Annotated in this window: 13 protein-coding genes; 7 read left to right on the plus strand and 6 right to left on the minus strand. The window is 53.0% G+C overall.

Going from position 1 to position 17,990, the window contains the following annotated elements; genetic code table 11:
* The first annotated feature begins 58 nt into the window (after positions 1-58).
* Entirely contained in the window at positions 59-2,422 is a 2,364-nt protein-coding gene (locus GZ59_RS21380) for a zinc/cadmium/mercury/lead-transporting ATPase (protein WP_039294336.1), read from the plus strand.
* A 105-nt stretch (positions 2,423-2,527) separates the two neighbouring features.
* On the opposite strand, the gene tusA is transcribed toward GZ59_RS21380, so the two are convergent.
* A complete protein-coding gene (tusA, locus tag GZ59_RS21385; protein WP_039294339.1) occupies positions 2,528-2,773 on the minus strand; it encodes a sulfurtransferase TusA in 246 nt (81 codons plus the stop codon).
* Positions 2,774-2,989: 216 nt separating this feature from the next.
* Between tusA and GZ59_RS21390 the strand changes: the two genes are divergently transcribed.
* The 4 genes from GZ59_RS21390 to GZ59_RS21405 all read left to right on the plus strand — a co-directional run bounded on the left by GZ59_RS21390 (position 2,990) and on the right by GZ59_RS21405 (position 7,585).
* Positions 2,990-3,667 (plus strand): 7-cyano-7-deazaguanine/7-aminomethyl-7-deazaguanine transporter, encoded by a 678-nt coding sequence (locus GZ59_RS21390; protein ID WP_011095817.1) that lies wholly within the window; start codon positions 2,990-2,992, stop codon positions 3,665-3,667.
* A gap of 151 nt (positions 3,668-3,818) precedes the next feature.
* The gene (locus GZ59_RS21395) at positions 3,819-4,385 is read left to right on the plus strand and encodes a DcrB family lipoprotein (protein WP_011095818.1); all 567 of its coding nucleotides are present in this window, start codon (positions 3,819-3,821) and stop codon (positions 4,383-4,385) included.
* A 498-nt stretch (positions 4,386-4,883) separates the two neighbouring features.
* A complete protein-coding gene (locus tag GZ59_RS21400; RefSeq protein WP_039294343.1) occupies positions 4,884-6,878 on the plus strand; it encodes a T6SS phospholipase effector Tle1-like catalytic domain-containing protein in 1,995 nt (664 codons plus the stop codon).
* Positions 6,878-7,585 carry a DUF2931 family protein gene (locus tag GZ59_RS21405; protein ID WP_011095820.1) on the plus strand — a complete coding sequence of 236 codons (708 nt, stop codon included), beginning with the start codon at positions 6,878-6,880 and terminating at the stop codon, positions 7,583-7,585. Before GZ59_RS21400 ends, GZ59_RS21405 begins: the two co-directional genes overlap by 1 nt.
* Before the next feature lie 119 nt (positions 7,586-7,704).
* On the opposite strand, the gene GZ59_RS21410 is transcribed toward GZ59_RS21405, so the two are convergent.
* Positions 7,705-8,913, minus strand: coding sequence for an MFS transporter (locus GZ59_RS21410; RefSeq protein ID WP_011095821.1), 1,209 nt, complete (start codon positions 8,911-8,913; stop codon positions 7,705-7,707).
* Between the two features lie 117 nt (positions 8,914-9,030).
* On the opposite strand from GZ59_RS21410, the gene yhjD reads away from it, so the two are divergent.
* On the plus strand, positions 9,031-10,047 hold the full coding sequence (gene yhjD, locus GZ59_RS21415) for an inner membrane protein YhjD (protein ID WP_011095822.1): 1,017 nt from the start codon (positions 9,031-9,033) through the stop codon (positions 10,045-10,047).
* 167 nt (positions 10,048-10,214) lie between these two features.
* Positions 10,215-11,147 (plus strand): 2-dehydro-3-deoxygluconokinase, encoded by a 933-nt coding sequence (gene kdgK, locus GZ59_RS21420; protein WP_039294345.1) that lies wholly within the window; start codon positions 10,215-10,217, stop codon positions 11,145-11,147.
* Between the two features lie 78 nt (positions 11,148-11,225).
* On the opposite strand, the gene GZ59_RS21425 is transcribed toward kdgK, so the two are convergent.
* From GZ59_RS21425 to bcsG, 4 genes are all read right to left on the minus strand, one after another.
* Positions 11,226-12,722: a M16 family metallopeptidase gene (locus GZ59_RS21425; RefSeq protein WP_039294347.1), complete on the minus strand. Its 1,497-nt coding sequence runs from the start codon at positions 12,720-12,722 to the stop codon at positions 11,226-11,228.
* Positions 12,723-13,082: 360 nt separating this feature from the next.
* A complete protein-coding gene (locus GZ59_RS21430; RefSeq protein WP_011095825.1) occupies positions 13,083-14,375 on the minus strand; it encodes a dicarboxylate/amino acid:cation symporter in 1,293 nt (430 codons plus the stop codon).
* A 318-nt stretch (positions 14,376-14,693) separates the two neighbouring features.
* Positions 14,694-15,842, minus strand: a complete 1,149-nt coding sequence (locus GZ59_RS21435; RefSeq protein WP_039294349.1) for a diguanylate cyclase domain-containing protein — start codon at positions 15,840-15,842, stop codon at positions 14,694-14,696.
* Between the two features lie 501 nt (positions 15,843-16,343).
* Entirely contained in the window at positions 16,344-17,990 is a 1,647-nt protein-coding gene (gene bcsG, locus GZ59_RS21440) for a cellulose biosynthesis protein BcsG (RefSeq protein WP_039294352.1), read from the minus strand.

Genomic DNA, 17,990 nt, shown 5'->3' on the forward strand with positions numbered 1-17,990 from the left:
AGCGGCGGTGTAAAGTTTCTGATGAGAATGGCAATCACTAATAACACAGGAGGAAGATATGCACTCTCATCAGCACCACAGCACTGAGAAATCAGCATGCTGCAATAACGGCGTTCACAACGCGCCACGCAGTACCGCGCACAGCGCAAAAAGCTGCTGCAACGAGCACACGCAGCATTCGAACCACGCAGACCACAGCTGCTGTTCAACCAAGCACACATCCGATGCCGCCGTTCAGACCGCGTGTGGTACAGAGCAACATTCGTCAGACAGCGGCGGTAGCGCTGATTCAGACGACCCCGACGGCGGAGACAGCGACAGGCCCCGATCTCACCAGCGTTTCAGCTGGAAAATCAGCGGGATGGATTGTCCCAGCTGCGCACGTAAAATCGAAAATGCAGTAAAAAATATCACCGAAATTGAACAGGCCAAAGTGCTGTTCGCCACCGAAAAACTGGTTGTTGACGCCTACTCCGATATTCGCCCTCAGGTTCAACATGCCGTTCAGCAAGCTGGCTTCACCTTGCAGGACACCGCACTCCCCATCGCACCACCCGACACCTCTACCGTACGTCGTTTCGTGCATGAATATGGTTTCTTAATACTTTTCACTTTGCTGGCTGCTGCAAGCTGGGGACTTTCCCTCTTAAGCGAGCGCGGCGGGCAGATCGCATTTATCGCGACCACCATTGTCGGGCTGATTCCAATCCTGAAAAAAACAGTGCAGCTCATTCGTACGGGTACGCCCTTCGCGATTGAAACGCTGATGAGCGTGGCTTCCATCGGGGCGCTCCTGATTGGCGCCACCACGGAAGCCACGGTCATTTTGCTGCTGTTTATGTTGGGCGAACACCTTGAATCTTACGCGGCAAATCGCGCACGACGGGGCGTAACGGCACTGATGGCGCTGCTTCCTGAAGATGCTACGGTTATCGGCAACGGGCTGCGACGCCTCGTTCCCGTTGCAAGTCTGGTTCCCGGCGATGTTATTGAAGTCGCCCCTGGCGGACGACTCCCTGCCGATGCGGAGCTATTGAACAGCGACGCCAGCTTTGATGAAAGCGCCCTGACCGGCGAATCAGTTCCCGTTGAGCGCACACCCGGTGAAAAAATTGCCGCTGGCAGCCTGTGTGTCGATCGGGTCGTGCAGCTGCGAGTGGTTTCACAGCCGGGTAACAGCGCCATCGACCGCATTCTGCAACTGATAGAAGATGCAGAAGAGCGCCGCGCCCCAATAGAACGCTTCCTCGATAAGTTCAGCCGCTACTACACACCAGCTATCATGCTGCTGTCGCTGCTGGTGATTCTGGTGCCGCCGTTGCTGCTGGCACAGCCGTGGCAAGAGTGGGTTTATCGCGGTCTGACGCTGCTGTTAATCGGCTGTCCGTGTGCGCTGGTAATCTCAACGCCTGCGGCGATTACCTCAGGGCTGGCTGCGGCAACGCGTCGGGGTGCGCTGATTAAAGGCGGTGCAGCGCTGGAATCGCTGGGCAATATCAAGACTATTGCGTTTGATAAGACGGGTACGCTGACGGAAGGCAAGCCGCAGGTGACGAACGTGTTACCCGTAGCGGGCATTAGCGAAACAGCGCTGCTGACACGTACCGCCGCAGTAGAGTCGGGTTCGCACCATCCGCTCGCCAAGGCCATCATCCAACATGCGTTATCCAGCAGCACATTCCTCCCGATGGCGGAAAACCGCAAAGCGCTGGCGGGTGTCGGCGTTGAAGGCACGATAGGCGGCAAGCGGATTCAGGTTAGCGCACCGACTCGCGTCGCGCCCGGTTTGCTTGACGCCGACTGGCTGCAACAAATTGATGCGCTGGAAAACGAAGGGAAAACCGTCGTGGTAGTGCAAGAAGACGACACTCTGCTAGGCTTGTTGGCACTGAGCGATACGCTACGCCACGATGCGCGTGAAGCGCTGGATGCCTTGCAGCAGTTAGGGATTCGGTGCGTCATGCTCACGGGAGATAATCCCCGCGCAGCAGCGGCCATCGCAGCAACATTGGGGATCGATTACCGAGCCAGCCTGCTCCCTGCCGATAAGGTCGCGGCAGTCAGCGAATTGAGTAAGCAGCACCCCGTGGCGATGGTGGGCGACGGTATCAACGACGCGCCAGCGATGAAAGCCGCAACAATCGGGATTGCGATGGGAAGCGGTACGGATGTGGCGCTGGAAACCGCCGATGCGGCATTAACGCACAGCCGCCTGACCGGGCTGGCGGCCATGATCAGCCTGTCGCGGGCGACGCAGCGTAATATTCGTCAGAACATTACCATCGCGCTGGGGCTGAAAGCCGTATTTCTGGTCACCAGTATTCTTGGCATTACCGGACTGTGGCTGGCGGTGCTGGCGGATTCCGGCGCAACGGCATTAGTCACTGCCAACGCGCTGCGGCTGCTGAGAAAACAGGACTAATATTACCGTTGCTGGCTGTTGGATCGAGATACACGGAGCGACCACGGGGCGAGGCCTTCCTACGGGAACCTCATCCCCGTGTTTCTCCTAATAACGCACTGAGTATCAGCGACCCTTGCGCAGCAGATACCGATAGGGAACCTGTTCAGTCTCTTGCGCCAGAAGCTCATGCTCCATATACACGCAAAAACCGGGAATATCGCGAGTAGTGGCCGGATCGTCGGCAATAATCAGCAGCGTTTGCCCGGTTTCCATCTGGCGTACTGTCTTACGCACCATCATCACAGGCTCAGGGCAGCGCAGTCCCTGGGCATCAAGGGTTTTATCTGGGTTGGTAAAGGGATCGGTCATCAACGTTCTCAGTGCTGGAATCAAAAAACTGCCTTAGTTTACGCGGAGGATTCCCCTACGCAAGCGACGACAACGTTTGCGTATAAAACAACCATCCTTTCTCGGCAAAACACATTGCATTGGCGAAACAATTGCGTATTATGCCGCCGCGTTGCAGCATAAATCTGCACGTTATCCCTTGGGTTCCCTAACCCCAATAACCAAAAAGGTCACATTATGTATCGTTTTACTCCCCAGCAGCGGCTTACGGCGCTGCTCTGGCTATCGTTGTTCCATGTGCTGATCATTACGTCGAGTAATTATCTGGTTCAGCTCCCAGTATTGATTTTCGGTTTTCATACCACCTGGGGCGCGTTTACCTTTCCGTTTATTTTTCTGGCAACTGACCTGACAGTCCGAGTTTTCGGTGCGCCGCTGGCGCGTCGTATCATCCTGACCGTGATGGTACCTGCGCTGGTGATTTCCTATCTGGTTTCGTCACTGTTTTATCAGGGCGCATGGCAGTCGTTCGGGGCCTTAAGCCAGGTGAATATCGTCGTGGCGCGTATCGCCTGCGCCAGCTTCATGGCGTATGTTCTTGGCCAGATTCTGGATGTTCACGTCTTCAACCGGCTGCGTCAGAAACGCGCGTGGTGGGTGGCACCCGCCGTTTCAATCGTGTTTGGTAATTTTAGCGATACGCTGGCCTTTTTCTTCATCGCGTTTTACCGCAGCACCGATGCTTTCATGGCAGCAAACTGGGTTGAAATTGCGATGGTGGATTATGCATTCAAGTTGCTGATCAGCCTGGCCTTCTTCCTGCCGATGTACGGGGTCATGCTGAACATGGTGCTCAAACGTCTGAGCGAACAGAAAGGCACTGCCGACTATCACTCCGCCAGCAGCCACAATTAATGCTTATCGAATTATTTAGGGCATACACTCATCGTTTTGTAAAAAAATGCGGGCTCCAACAACGGCTTGCAACAACAAAATGCTTGTTTTTGCTATCTGAATAGGGTGCCATACTGTTATTACCTGTTAAAAAACGAGAGAAAGGGAACCTATGTCGAATGTAATCAAATACCTCGGTGTCGGCTTGCTTGTCGGCCTGCTTGCCGCCTGTGATGGCAAAACGGATGACGCCGCAAAAGCGGGCGCACAAGATAAACCTGCAGCAGAAGCTACCGCGAGCCAGAACATTGAATTAATGGATGGAAAGGTTGCGTTTACTCTACCAGCCGATATGCGTGACCAAAGCGGTAAAGTGGGTACGCAGGCAAACAACATGCACGTTTACGCCAATGACAACGGGCAGAAAGCGGTCATCGTGATTCTGGGCGACAACACCACAGAAGAGCTGACCGTGCTGGCACAGCGTCTGGAAGATCAGCAGCGCACACGTGACGCCAACCTTCAGGTCGTCACCAACAAAACCATCGACGTTGATGGCAAGAAGCTGCAACAGCTCGACAGCATTATCACCAGCAGCGGACAGCAAGCTTATTCCTCGGTGGTGTTGGGCAAAGTGGAAAACCAACTGCTGACCTTGCAGATCACCCTGCCAGCCAGCAATCAGCAACAGGCACAGAGCGAAGCGGAAGGCATCATCCACACGCTGAAGCTAAAATAATCGGCGATCCCCTTCCCTTTTAAGCCGTCCCTTAATACACAAATCCCCAGCCCACTGGGGATTTGTGCTGCTGGCAGCTATCACAATGATGTCAAATTAGATCAGCCATGTGAGAAAATACGGAATTAGCCTTCTGAGATATCTACATGGTTAGATAGCACATTGAATTAATTAAAATAATTATGTTGATAATCAATTGGTTTGCTTACTTTTAGCCCTTTCGTTGCGCCATTGGTTCTCAGCTCACCTTGCTATCCTTTACACGTACTTTCTTTCTCACAAGAAATTTCGTCAAGGATGCCACATGGAACGTTTTCATCATTCTGCCTACCCTCCCAGCTCTATGCCGCACCAACCGCTTGGCATGAACACATTACGGTTAACGTCTAACCCCTGACCAACCGATGTTTTCTACATTTTTATCAGCACGGCGTTTTAGCCAACATGGATTGTGGTGTGAGCAGACTCAGACCTAAACCTGAGTATAGGAGTAGATTAATGGCAGCAGATCCCTACTGTATCCCCTGTGAACACTACGATAATTGGATAGAGATTGAGGTTCGTGATGAAAATAATCGTTCGTTCAAGGGGCTGAAAGCGACACTGACCGACGATACCGGCAAATCCGAAACGGTTACTCTCAAAGAAGGGCCGGTGTTAGTACACGGTTTTGCCGTTGGCCCGATAGCCGTCAAGCTAGAGACGCTTCCTTGGCTTAAGGCGGCGCAATCGCGTGAAGTATTGAAGGACGGGCAGAGTGCCGTCCCTGCCTATGTAGCAGAAAAGGCTGGGAACGATGAAACCCCACGTGAACATATTAAGGCAACTACCGGCGACCTGTGCCTGACCGCACCTGAGCAACCGTTGCCAGAGGCGCATCAGGAAGGGAAAGCCGGTAACGTGCGTTTCTTTACCAAACATTCCTACGTTATCGAGGTAAAAGGCTACCAGCTCAACGTATTGCGCATCGGTGTATTCTTCGATGGCACGGGGAATAACACCTATAATGCCGAGTCTGGTCTTAAACAAGTGGAGCAATGGCTGGCTGAAACCTGCTCCGATCCGGCGCAGCGGGAGAAAGAGCTGCGTGGCTGCCAGATGGGGCGGCTCCCGGTTGGGGATAGTGCCGCGAATGATAAAACCAATATCTGGAAACTCTATGAGCAATTTAAAGTCGGTGGCGAAACGTTAAGTGCTCATGCTTATATCAGCGGAATTGGGACGCTCAATCCCGTCGCAGGGAAAGAGGGGCTGGAATACCGATCGGACAATATGCTGACAAAAGGGCTGGACCTCGATTTTGGTGGTGAGAATACCTCAATCGTTGGCAAGGTGAATCAGGCCTGTGAGCAGGAAATTGTCGCTGCGGTCAAACGTGATTTAAGGGAGGCATTACCTAACATCGACTGCATTCATCGCATTGTATTCGATGTGTTTGGCTTTAGCCGCGGGGCGGCGGCGGCACGCCATTTTGTCAATGTCATCGACCAGAAAGCCGATCACCCGTTGGTGCAGGCGATCGCCAATACGCCCACTATCCGTCTTAAGGCTGGGTTTGACTGGGCCAATAGGGACGATGTGCGTATCACGTTTGTCGGGATTTTTGACACGGTCGCTTCATCGTACCACCCCAGTCTCAATATCCGCTTGCAGGATGATTGTGCCGAACGAGTGCTACATCTGACGGCGCTGGATGAGGTGCGAAAACACTTCCCCTTAACGCGCATCACTCCTACAGTGATAGGCACCAGCATTCCGCCACACTTTACCGAGCTGGCGCTGCCGGGCGCGCATTCGGATCTTGGCGGCGGCTATTACAGCCGCTGGAGCCTGTCTAATCCGAACAGCGATCCGGCGCTGACTGAGTGCCTCGAACTGGAACGCTTTATGAGTGAAGACGCAGCCTCCACGCCGGATACAGAAAGCCGCGCCTATCGTCAGGCCCGCGCCTATGCCGAGGAAAAAATTGCGCAGGGCTGGGTCGGACGCCTTCACCCGCATTTGCTGCACGCTGCCACACCACCCGTGGGGGCGATCAGTTTGATCCCCTATTCGTTTATCCGACGGCGTGGCAAGGATGATTTGTGGCCGAAAAAGGCCGTGTATGTGGAGGTGGTGATGAGCCGCGTGGTGGAGGGAGAGTATTCGCGTATTCCGCTACATATGATGGTGGAAGCGGGTCGAGCTGCTGGAGTGCCGTTTAAGGTGTGGGATAAAACAATCAGTGCGCATAGGCTTGAATCTGGCGCAGTCAAACTGCCAGCGATCAATCTAACTAAATTAGATGAGATGTGGGCATTCGCGGCCAACGAACCGGGGGTGGTGAAAAATCTGAGCCAGCAGCTCTCTGCGGAGGTTTATCGGGCACTGCGCCGCGATTATGTGCACCGCAGCGCCAGCAATCAGGGTATCGCCAGCCCGGCGAATATCAGTAAACAGGAAACCACCGTGAGCAAGGAACGGCGGCATGTGATAGGCAATCAGGAGGTATGATGTTTAAACAATGTATTGTGTTGCTGGGGCTTTGTTTTTCATTGACTGCCTGTGCGACGGCCCCCACAAAATCGGCTTTTTCATGGCGATATGGCACTGGCAGCAATATCGATGAAACGTGGACCACCAACGTTGAATTTTATCGTGGCGGAGCATTTATTGGCGGCTACCCAGGGGGTGGAGTAGGACCCGGTGCCAGTGTAAAACGGATTACGGAGAAGCGTTACTATTGGGCCGGCGGTGGTGGTTTGCCTGTAGAGGGAATGGCCGTTCCCGATCGGGCAGTAATAGAGATGGTGTCCCTCTACGATCGCAAACGCTACCGTATCAAGGTCAATTTACCAGCAAATTTAGCCCAGCAAATGCAGCAGCGCTATCAGATTGGCAAGCGTATTGACCAACGCAACTGGATCTATTTTGGGCTGGCTCCCGGCGGTTATTATGAAGTGCTATTGCAGGGGGATTTACTTGGCGTCAGTCCAGATTTGTTACTTGCCCGTGGCATCGCCGAGGAAGTGACGGACAATTGGTATGATAAAAAATTCCCAATCGGCGTAAGCCAATACACCGTAACGATCCAAGATTTCGACAAAGAATACGGCGAACTGTTTAAGCAGCACCCCATCCCATTGGGAATGGACTGGGCACCGATCATGGATGCCTACCGCGCCAAACAGCCTAAAGCGGACCAGCAACCGGTGAAGTAATGTGATCGGGTTGTGAGTACATCGCCAGCCCGGCTAATACCAGCAAATTTGAAACCACCGTGAGTAAAGAGCGGCGGCACGTAATAGGCAATGAGAAAGCATGATGTTCAGGTATTTTATTATTGATGACTCCATCCTCCCGCAGGGCGCTGAGTCAGTCGCCACGTCAGCGCCAGACCGCATAGCCCCAGCAACGCCGCCGCCAGATAAATAGAGGCGATACCGGTATAGCCCATCAGTACGCCCGCCACTGGCCCGACTACGCCTAGCGACAGATCGAGAAATATCGTATAGGTTGCCAGTGCACTGCCCTGATTCTGTGGTGATACGGCCTTGACGGCAACAACACCCAATGCTGGGAATACCAGAGAGAAACCTGCCCCCGCGAGGAATGCGCCCACTTCCGCCATTAGCGGCTGCGTCGCGCCCCACACCAGCAGTAAACCCACGATCTCAACCACAAAGCACGCCATTGCTACGCGCAATCCGCCAAACCGCTGAATGCTGTTGGGGAAAACCAGCCTCGCACCAACAAAAGCACCGCTGAAAATGGTCAGCGTCAGCGCCGCACCTTCCCAGTTGTGATCGGCATAAAACAGCGTGATAAAGGTAGCGATCACACCAAAACCCGCAGAGGCGATCGCCAGAATAATGCCGTAAACCCAGACTTTACCCAGCACCTCGCGGAAAGGAATCTTTTTACCGGGTGCGACCTGCACTGCTGGACGCGGCAGCGCGAAGATAATCGCCACAGCTGCAATCAGAATAATGCACACGGAGAGCAGCTTTAGCCCACCGATATGGTTGAGCCAGACGCCGAGCGGAGCACCAATCGCCATCGCGCCGTATGTCGCAATACCATTCCACGAAATCACACGCCCGATATGTCGAGAGCCCACCACACCAACGCCCCAGAGCGTTGCACCTGTACCGGCAAAGCTCTGCCCCGCACCTAGCACGACACGCCCGATACACAGCAGCAGCAGCGTGATCGCGGGCGACGCATCGCTAAAGGCAGCCAGCAGGTAAAACACCCCGCTCAGCATGACGCCAGCCAGCCCCCAGACGACAATCTTCTTCGGCCCTTTTTCATCGGCGCTACGACCCGCATGCGGGCGGCTCAATAGCGTGGAGAAGTATTGCAGGCTGATCACCAGCCCAGCCCAGAATGCGCTATAGCCAAGATGATCATGTACATATCCCGGCAGCACCGCCAACGGCAGGCCAATATTCAGATAGCTGGCGAAATTGAACGCCACAACGGAAACGATGCGCAGGTTAAGGCGCAGGCCGCTCAGCGCCGGTTCGGATGGGGAAGGTGTTGGCATGGAAAATTCACTCGCTTAACGTCCGTGTATGACGTACGTTCAAAAAACATCGAAAAGTCACATTCTTATATTGTTGGTTATAATCAAACTTATAATCCCGAACACAGGAGAAAAGCAATGCCTGTACCGGCAGACCCGGATCGCCAGTCAACATCGTCAACCCCAGAAGGGGACGAATCACCGCAGACATCCCATTCGCTACTGGGCAAGAGCAAACGTCTGGTCGCCCGTATTCAGGCGATCCCCAGCATAGCGCACCTGATTCGCGCGGGTGAACGTTTCAACGATCGCATGGGCAACCAGTTTGGCGCGGCCATTACCTATTTTTCCTTTCTGTCGCTGATCCCCATTCTCATGGTGTCTTTTGCCGCCGTGGGTTTCGTGTTGGCCTCCAACCCCGACCTACTGACGGGGCTGATAAACCGTATCGTTAACAGTATCAGCGATCCTAATTTAGCCAATACGCTAAAAAGTACCGTCAACACCGCCGTACAGCAGCGTACCACCGTCGGGCTTACCGGGTTACTGATCGCACTCTATTCCGGCATCAGTTGGATGGGAAACCTGCGTGAAGCCATTCGCGCCCAATCACGCGACGTCTGGGAACGGAATCCAAAAGATGAAGAGAAGATTTACTTTCAGTACACGCGGGATTTCCTGTCGCTGACCGGCTTGGTTATTGCGCTAATCATCACGCTTTTCCTGACTTCCGTTGCCGGCACCGCGCAAAACATGATTGTGACCGCGCTGGGACTGGATGGCATCGAGTGGTTGCGCCCCGCGTTAACGCTGATTGCGCTGTCAATCTCCATCTTCGCCAACTATTTGTTATTCCTGTGGATATTTTTCGTGTTACCGCGGCACAAACCCAAACGCAAAGCGCTCTTTCGCGGTACGTTGATTGCCGCCGTCGGTTTTGAAGCGATCAAATTCGCCATGACTGTCGCGCTGCCTAAACTGGCCAGTTCCCCTTCCGGAGCCGCATTCGGCTCGGTCATTGGCCTGATGGCGTTCTTCTATTTCTTCGCTCGCCTGACGCTCTTTTGCGCCGCCTGGATCGCAACAGCGAACTACAAAGGCGACACCTCGACAGACAAGAATGAGCAGGAGAAAGAACCGTCCCCCGATCGCTAAAAGCAGAGGGAAAGCACTGGTTTTCCGATCTGCGTCATGAAAAAATAAAACATCGTTTCAAGACTATTGACTCAGTCTCACGTAATGTTGAGACTGACGTTAATATCCTCCTTTTTATTCCCTAATAATTCACGTGCTAGGGTACCTTTTCAAACAGGCCAAAAGTGATGACAACTACTAACATTGCCGTAATCGGCGAATGCATGATCGAACTGTCGCAGAAAGGCACGGATCTTAACCGTGGATTTGGTGGCGATACGCTGAACACCGCTGTTTACATTGCGCGTCAAGTGAATGCCGATAAGCTGGGCGTACATTATGTGACCGCACTCGGCACCGATAGCTTCAGTACCGAGATGGTTGCCGCCTGGCAAAAAGAAGGGGTGAAAACCGACCTGATCCAGCGACTGGACAATAAATTACCCGGTTTATACTTCATTGAAACCGACGATAGCGGCGAGCGTACGTTCTACTATTGGCGCAATGACGCGGCTGCCCGCTACTGGCTGGACAGCCCAGAAGCAGAAAAGATCGGTCAGGCGCTGGCACAGTTTGACTATCTCTACCTGAGCGGCATCAGCCTGGCAATTCTGAACGCCGAAAGCCGTCAGCGTCTTCTCGCGCTGCTGCGTGCCTGCCGCGCTAACGGCGGTAAAGTGATTTTTGATAATAACTACCGTCCACGTTTGTGGCAGAGCAAAGAAGAGACGCAGCAGTCCTACACCGACATCCTGTCCTGTACGGATATCGCTTTCCTGACGCTGGATGATGAAGACATGCTGTGGGGCACGAAGCCGCTGGAAGCGGTGCTCGAGCGGACGCACGGTTTGGGCGTTAACGAAGTGGTCATCAAACGCGGTGCCGATTCCTGCATCGTGTCAGAACGCGGGCAAGCGCTGGTCGATGTCCCTGCGATAAAATTGTCAAAAGAGAAAGTGGTCGATACCACCGCAGCGGGCGACTCTTTCAGCGCAGGCTACCTGGCAGTACGCCTGAATGGCGGCAGCACGCAGGAAGCCGCACAACGCGGTCACCTGACAGCCAGCACGGTCATTCAATACCGTGGCGCGATTATCCCGCTTGAGGCAATGCCTGCGTAAACGGTACGTAGCATGATAATAAGTTAAAGGCCGCAATCGCGGCCTTTTCTATTGCTGTTTCTATTACTGATAACGGATTTACTGTGCGGCGGGCGCGGTTTCCTGCGGTTTTGTTCCTTCAGGTGCCGCCGCGCTGGCAACAGGTTCGGCAGTTGGCGTCATAATCTGGTCGTAGGTTTCCTGTAACGCCTTCATATTCGCTTCTGGCTCTCCGGGCTGTTGGATCAGCATCAGCGTCGTATCCTGTACTAGCTGCTGGTGCAGTTCCTGATTCAGCATATCAAGCGTCAATGCGGACAGATAAGTCTGGCGCAGTTTCTGATACTGCTCGGGAGCAATGTCTACGACGCCATTTTGCTGGGATCGTAAACGCTGATCCATCAGGATGTCCGTGCTGGTTCGTGCATAGGTGGCGAACAGCTTATTCAGTTCGTCCGTCTTGCGCGCAATCAGCGCATCAAACTCTTGCTGTGTCAGCCCTTTTTCACGCAGCGTCGCCAGCTCACGCGCCATAAACGTCACGCCCGGTTCAACACTCTCGCTACCCGGAACATCCATATGAATCGCGCACTGAGAACGGGTATAAAACACATTGCAGTCGAAACGGAGATTGTTACCCTTCAGCGGGCTCTTCTCCAGCGCCTGCTGTAGATGCCAGAACATCGCTTCCCGCGTCATGTCGCCCAGCCAGTAGCGAACCAGTGCCTGCGATTCACGAATAGGATGCCATGGCGTATCCCACATCAGCGACAGCGTATCCTGCTGGACGTTGTTATTCATCAGGCTGATCGCCTGCGGCGGCAGCGGGCTTAATGTCGGTACCGGTGCTGGCGCTTCGCGTTTCCCTTCCAACGGGGAGAACACTTTACCGATCTGCTCGATCACGCTGCGATTATCCACATGACCGACGATGTAGAGCGTCATCGCATCTGGCGTATACCAGGTTTTATAAAATTGCTGGAGCTGCTCGCCATTCAGCGGCAATTTGACGTCCTGAGCAGGATCGTGTGCCAGCAGTGGCGACCCTTTCAGGCGATAGCGCCAGCTCGGATCCTGTGGGTTAACCGGAAAGGTGACAACCTGATCGGGAACCTTCAACGCGGCATGTAGGCTTTTTTCGTCGAATGTCATCTGCCCTGCACTTTCAGCCAGCCACGTCAGCGCTTCTTTCAGCAGTTCAGGGCGGTTATTCGGCAAGCTCAGGTTATACGACGTGAAGTCGTACGAAATAATTATCGGAGGCAGGACGCGCGAGCCGTTAGCATCCCGAATCCACATGGACGGTAACTGAGCTGCGGACAGCTTATCGCCAGGCGCTAAGGCCAGACGAGGAAGGAAATGCGCAAAGCCCACTTGCTGGGCGTTTTCCAACAACGATCCGGCATTAACAACCAGACGCAGCTCAACCCGATCGCCGGGGCGCTGTGGCGTTGTTAATAACTGCCAGGTAAAACCATTATCAAGTTTACCCTGCTGCCAGGCAGGATCGGGCTGTAGTGTTTCAGCCTGCACGCTGCTGCTGACCACGGCCAGCAACAAACCACCAACGAAAAGCGCCTTTTTGGTGCCCTGCATGTGAACCCCTGCTAATAGCTATCCAACATAATAATGTGGTTATAGTTGATCATTATGGTGGCCTTGCGTCTGCCACCGCACACTCTCGTGGATATATCACGGAAAAAATTGAAGACGCGAAGTGTACCATTCCATTGGACAGCGCGCTTTTATCTATGTCACTTCAAGAGGCGAAATAATCTGCAAAAAAGGTAAAAATAGTCATATTTAACAATATTTTTACGTTTCATTATCGGTAGGAAAAGAGGGGAAAACGATTTGGTTCGACGTGTTTACAGATAAAAAGCTTACAGACAAAAAAATTCCCCACGGAGCAGAACACCGCAGGGAATTATCTAGGATATAGACGCTATGCTGGAATTACGACTGCGCCGTCGGCGTGGCCGCGTTATCGTTCTTATTGTTACCAGACAGCTCAGCATCCAGTTTCTTCTCATCCAGCTCGCGGCAGTATTTTGCTACCACGATGGTCGCAACACCGTTACCAATCAGGTTGGTCAGCGCACGGGCTTCTGACATGAAGCGGTCAATACCCAGAATCAACGCAAGACCAGCAACAGGCAGGTGGCCCACCGCAGACAGCGTTGCTGCCAGCACGATAAACCCACTTCCTGTCACGCCAGCTGCACCTTTAGAGGACAGCAGCAGCACCACCAGCAGCGTAATTTGATGCCAGATATCCATGTGGCTGTTAGTCGCCTGAGCGATAAACACCGCCGCCATTGTCAGATAGATAGAGGTGCCATCAAGGTTGAACGAGTAGCCAGTAGGAATAACCAGACCAACGACCGATTTTTTACAACCGACCTTCTCCATCTTCTCCAGCATTCGTGGCAGCACGGATTCGGAAGAAGACGTGCCCAACACGATCAGCAATTCTTCACGGATGTAGCGGATGAATTTGAAGATACTGAAGCCCGTTGCTTTCGCAATACTGCCCAACACCAGGAATACAAACAGAATACAGGTGAGATAGAAGCAGAGAATCAGTTGCCCCAACTGCACCAACGTACCGACACCATATTTACCGATAGTGAAGGCCATAGCACCGAACGCACCCAGCGGAGCCAATTTCATGATCATGTTAATGACGCCGAAAATGACTTTGGAGAAGCTTTCGATCACATCAAAAATGACTTTGCCCTTTGGCCCCAAGCGGTGCAGTGCAAAGCCGAACATCACAGCAAACAGCAGAACCTGCAAGATATTACCGCTGGCAAACGCACCAACCACACTCGCCGGAATCACGTCCATCAGAAACGGAATCAGGCCTTGTTGCGAAGCCTGTTGGGTATAAACCGCCACCGCAGACGCATCAAGCGTACTCGGATCGATGTTCATACCTACGCCAGGTTGTACGACATTGACCACGACCAGGCCGATAATCAGCGCAATCGTACTCACAACTTCAAAATACAGCAGGGCGGCAGCACCAGTACGACCGACCGACTTCATACTTTCCATGCCTGCGATACCGGTTACTACTGTACAGAAGATAACCGGCGCAATAATCATTTTAATTAATTTAACAAACCCATCGCCCAGCGGCTTCATTTGCTCACCAAGCTGGGGGTAAAAATGCCCCAACAGTATCCCTATCGTAATGGCGGCAAGAACCTGAAAATAAAGACTTTTAAAAATTGATGTTTTCATACATACGTCCTATGGTGGGGAAAACACAGGAAGGGAATAGGGTACGAAAATGCCGCCTGTGATTGCGCCGAAAAATAACATTGCAATAACAAGCTGAGAATGTTTTATAAGTTTAGTTTGTGAACGATAGGTTAAAAACAAGAGCTGAATCACGTCAGCAGGAATAACAAAGAAACATCAGTGCAATTTATCTGTAACAGATGCACGTTTTTACAGCAGGCGATCCTCGTTCAAAAGCACTCAAACCCCCGCCATACGGGGAAGTAGCGTTCAGGAAACACATCTACGAAAAATAACATTTTCGTTACCTGTGAATGCTCAGGAGGACGTGGTGAGACGATGAATACCGCATTTTTTATCATGCCGCGCCTGTTGCATCGCAAAACGCGTCTGCGACAACAACAGCGCCGCCTCCTCGGGTCGAGGGGCGGTAATTGTCAGGATACCGGCGCTGATAGCCCGAGCAGGCTGGGAGCCCGCGGGTAAAAAGGGAGAGTTAATCGCCAGCATCACGTTTTGCGCCCAATCCTGCGCTTGTTCAGCAGATTCCAGCGTCTTCCCGATGATGGCGAATTCATCACAATCGAGGCGCGCCAAATAGATCAGTCCAGCCTCATTTTGTTCTGCTATCACGGCGTGAAGCTGCTTAGCCAACGTGGCCATATCGCTCTGACTAGCTGAAGAATCAAGCCCGAAAACCAGCAGGCTGAACGGAATGCCATCGGCCAAACGCTGTTCGAGGCGTCGTATAAAATGCGCTTTATCCGGCAGCCCCGCGCCTGCATTTCCTGCAGAAAGCGACTGCTCCAGCAGTTGTTGATTGCGGTTATAGCTGCGCACCAGCGCCCCCAACTCATCATCCTGATGCCAAGGCGGCAGCGTGAGCGGACGGTGAAGCATGGCATCCGGCGGTAGATTCTGTAACTCGACAATAATCCCACGCAGTGGGTGTATCAGCAGCCGATTAATGCACCAGGTAATGGCAATCGACATAATCAACGCCAGCAGCAGATACGTCGCCAACATGGTTGAAAACGTGCTGACGATAAATTGATACATCCGGTAGGAGTCCGCCTGCAAGACCAGATGTGCCAGCGGTGCCGAATATTGCGTCTGCGGCGGCGAATAGAGAGGAATAGAGATGCGGATCGGCAACTTAAAAACGCGGGCGATCCAGTCCGGCACCGGACGTTCTTCCGGGAAATTAGCGTGCAGCGTTTGGAAATCATCCGGCAGCAGTACATCTGCACGACTAAGAAAGGCAACTGGCAGCAAGCTATCCAGAATATTGCCAGCTCGCTGAACCTCCCCTTGTAACACCGCATCCGTCAGCGGTTGACGCACGGAATAGGCGATGCTCTCCAGTTGCTTGGCATAATCTTCACGGCGCTGATGAACGAAGTGAAAGAGCTGTATGACGATAAACAGGCTGATCGTCACCAGTGCCACGGCAGACACGGCTGTCATCTGTTTAATCGTTAATGAACGTCTGAGCCGCAAGCGCTTTCTCCGTCAACCTTTTATGCAGATCTGAATACCTGACCCACCGGATAAAAACAGGCAGGCAATACACAGCGCGAAAACCACGCCGCGACACGCGCAAGTTACACGCGGCGAATAGTATAAGGCAGCTTATCGTCGCCTCAACGCTGTTTTCTGCTGATGCTCTGGGGATTTCATCTTAATCCTAGACGACCCTTGGCGGCAGCCGTAACGCGGCCTCAGAATAGGATATATCCCCTGCATAAGCCAGCGAGGCTATTTAAGGGCTGAGCGAATATAACAAGCGATGAAGAAAGGCGGGCGGCAGCAACCTTGCTGCTACTCGATAGGACGTGTTTGTGACGGACTAATACTGCCCGTTTTTAGGGGAAACACTGGGGAGGTTCCCGCAAGATGCCTCACCCCTGTGGTCGCCCTGTGTATCTCGATGCTTAAGCGATTAGCATGATGTTATGGCGGTTGACGCTATTGCGGGTAAGGCACCCAGTCTCCACCATTCAAACGAATATAGGGTTTCCCCTGATATTGCATCACGATAGAGTTCTCATTTTCCGAGATCGCTTCCGTTTGCGGCAGTGCACTCGTCAGTGCTTGCCAGTCCACAGAAGGTGCGGTGAACACTTTACCGTCAACCATCCGCGCCACTAGCTCCGAAATCGCCATATGGCTGCTCGGTGATGTAATCTCCAGCGTGTCACCCTGATGCGGAGCCTGTAGACCAAACATTTTCACGCCCACGGGAACATGCGTGATGCTCGGACTGGGAATATCACGTAACCCGGACATTTGCATCTTATCCCCAGCCAGTGCCGCGCCGTGCTCCGGCACGACAATAACCATCACTTTACGACCAGATTTTTGCAGAACGTCAAAAAAGGCATCCAGTTGGTCAAACAAAATCTTCGCGCGTGGCGCATAGTCAGCCGACTGGTTGCTTCCCACAAAGCGGTTACCATCATGCAGCGGAAGCAGGTTAAAGAAGGTCGCGTTACGCGTCGTCGTCGCTTTATCCCGCTCGCCCAGCCAGCGATTTAACAGCTCCAGATCGTTATAAATCGGCTCACCGTCGAACGAGGTAATCTGGTGACTAATCCCCTCCTGCGACAACATCGGGATCTGAATGTTGCCCTCTTCACGCACCTCACGCAGGTAATTGCCAAAGATACCGGAATGATCGAGCATCAGTTGCTCTTCAAAGCCCAGCGTTACCAAATTACTGAACAAGTAACACTGTTCGTTCACCGGCTGGTACAAATCAGTATGAGACTGCTGACCGCAGCTTGCCCGTAGCAGGCGAATTGACGCAGGCCCACTGTAGGCAGCGGCAGAGTTAAATTGGCGGAACAGGATATCGAACTTCTTCCACAGCGGGTGGTTTTCTAACTGCGCCACCTCCAGATCCGACCACGACAGCGAACAGATATTGATAATCAGAAGATCAAAAGGCTGGGCATCCTGCGGCAGCGTAGCGGGGAACACCGTGGTTCGCGCCTTTTCTCGCGTATAAAACTGATTCAGGTAAGCGGTTAGATTCGCGTTCGTTGGCGGTAAGGTGGCCTCAGGTAGTGCAGCGCCGCCATCCTTCGGAGAAGCCGCAACAGAAGGTGCTGGCGTCGTCAATGCCGCAGGCATCAGCGATATGGCAGGACCCGCCAGATTGACGATGTTTAGCCACGCCAGCGCCGCCACGGTAAACACCGTAATACGAATCCACTGCGCGAAAAACAGGTAGGCCACGGTAATAACCACCGCTGCACCGATCATTTGCCAGTTAATGAAGCGATTTAACAGCTCCAACAAATAGGCTGAGCTAAAGCCAACAACCTGCGTTCCCTGACTGAGGATGCTGTTGATGCCCGGCAGCCAGGTATCGTGGTAAAAAAGCCCGATACCGAGCGGGATAGCAATAATATGACGCCAGCGGTGCAGCGTAACATTGGGGATAGGAAACAGCAGAAACGCCAGAAACACGAGATTAAGCAGCGGATGAAAATTCAGGTAGCCAAACCATAGCAGGGCAAATTTCAGCAAAAAATACAAATTCCAGGCACCGAGCCCACGCCAGTAACGCCATATATTCTGCTGTTGCTGCGTACGTGTTTTTTCGTCCAT

It is taken from the genome of Pectobacterium atrosepticum (assembly GCF_000740965.1).
Taxonomy (GTDB): domain Bacteria; phylum Pseudomonadota; class Gammaproteobacteria; order Enterobacterales; family Enterobacteriaceae; genus Pectobacterium; species Pectobacterium atrosepticum.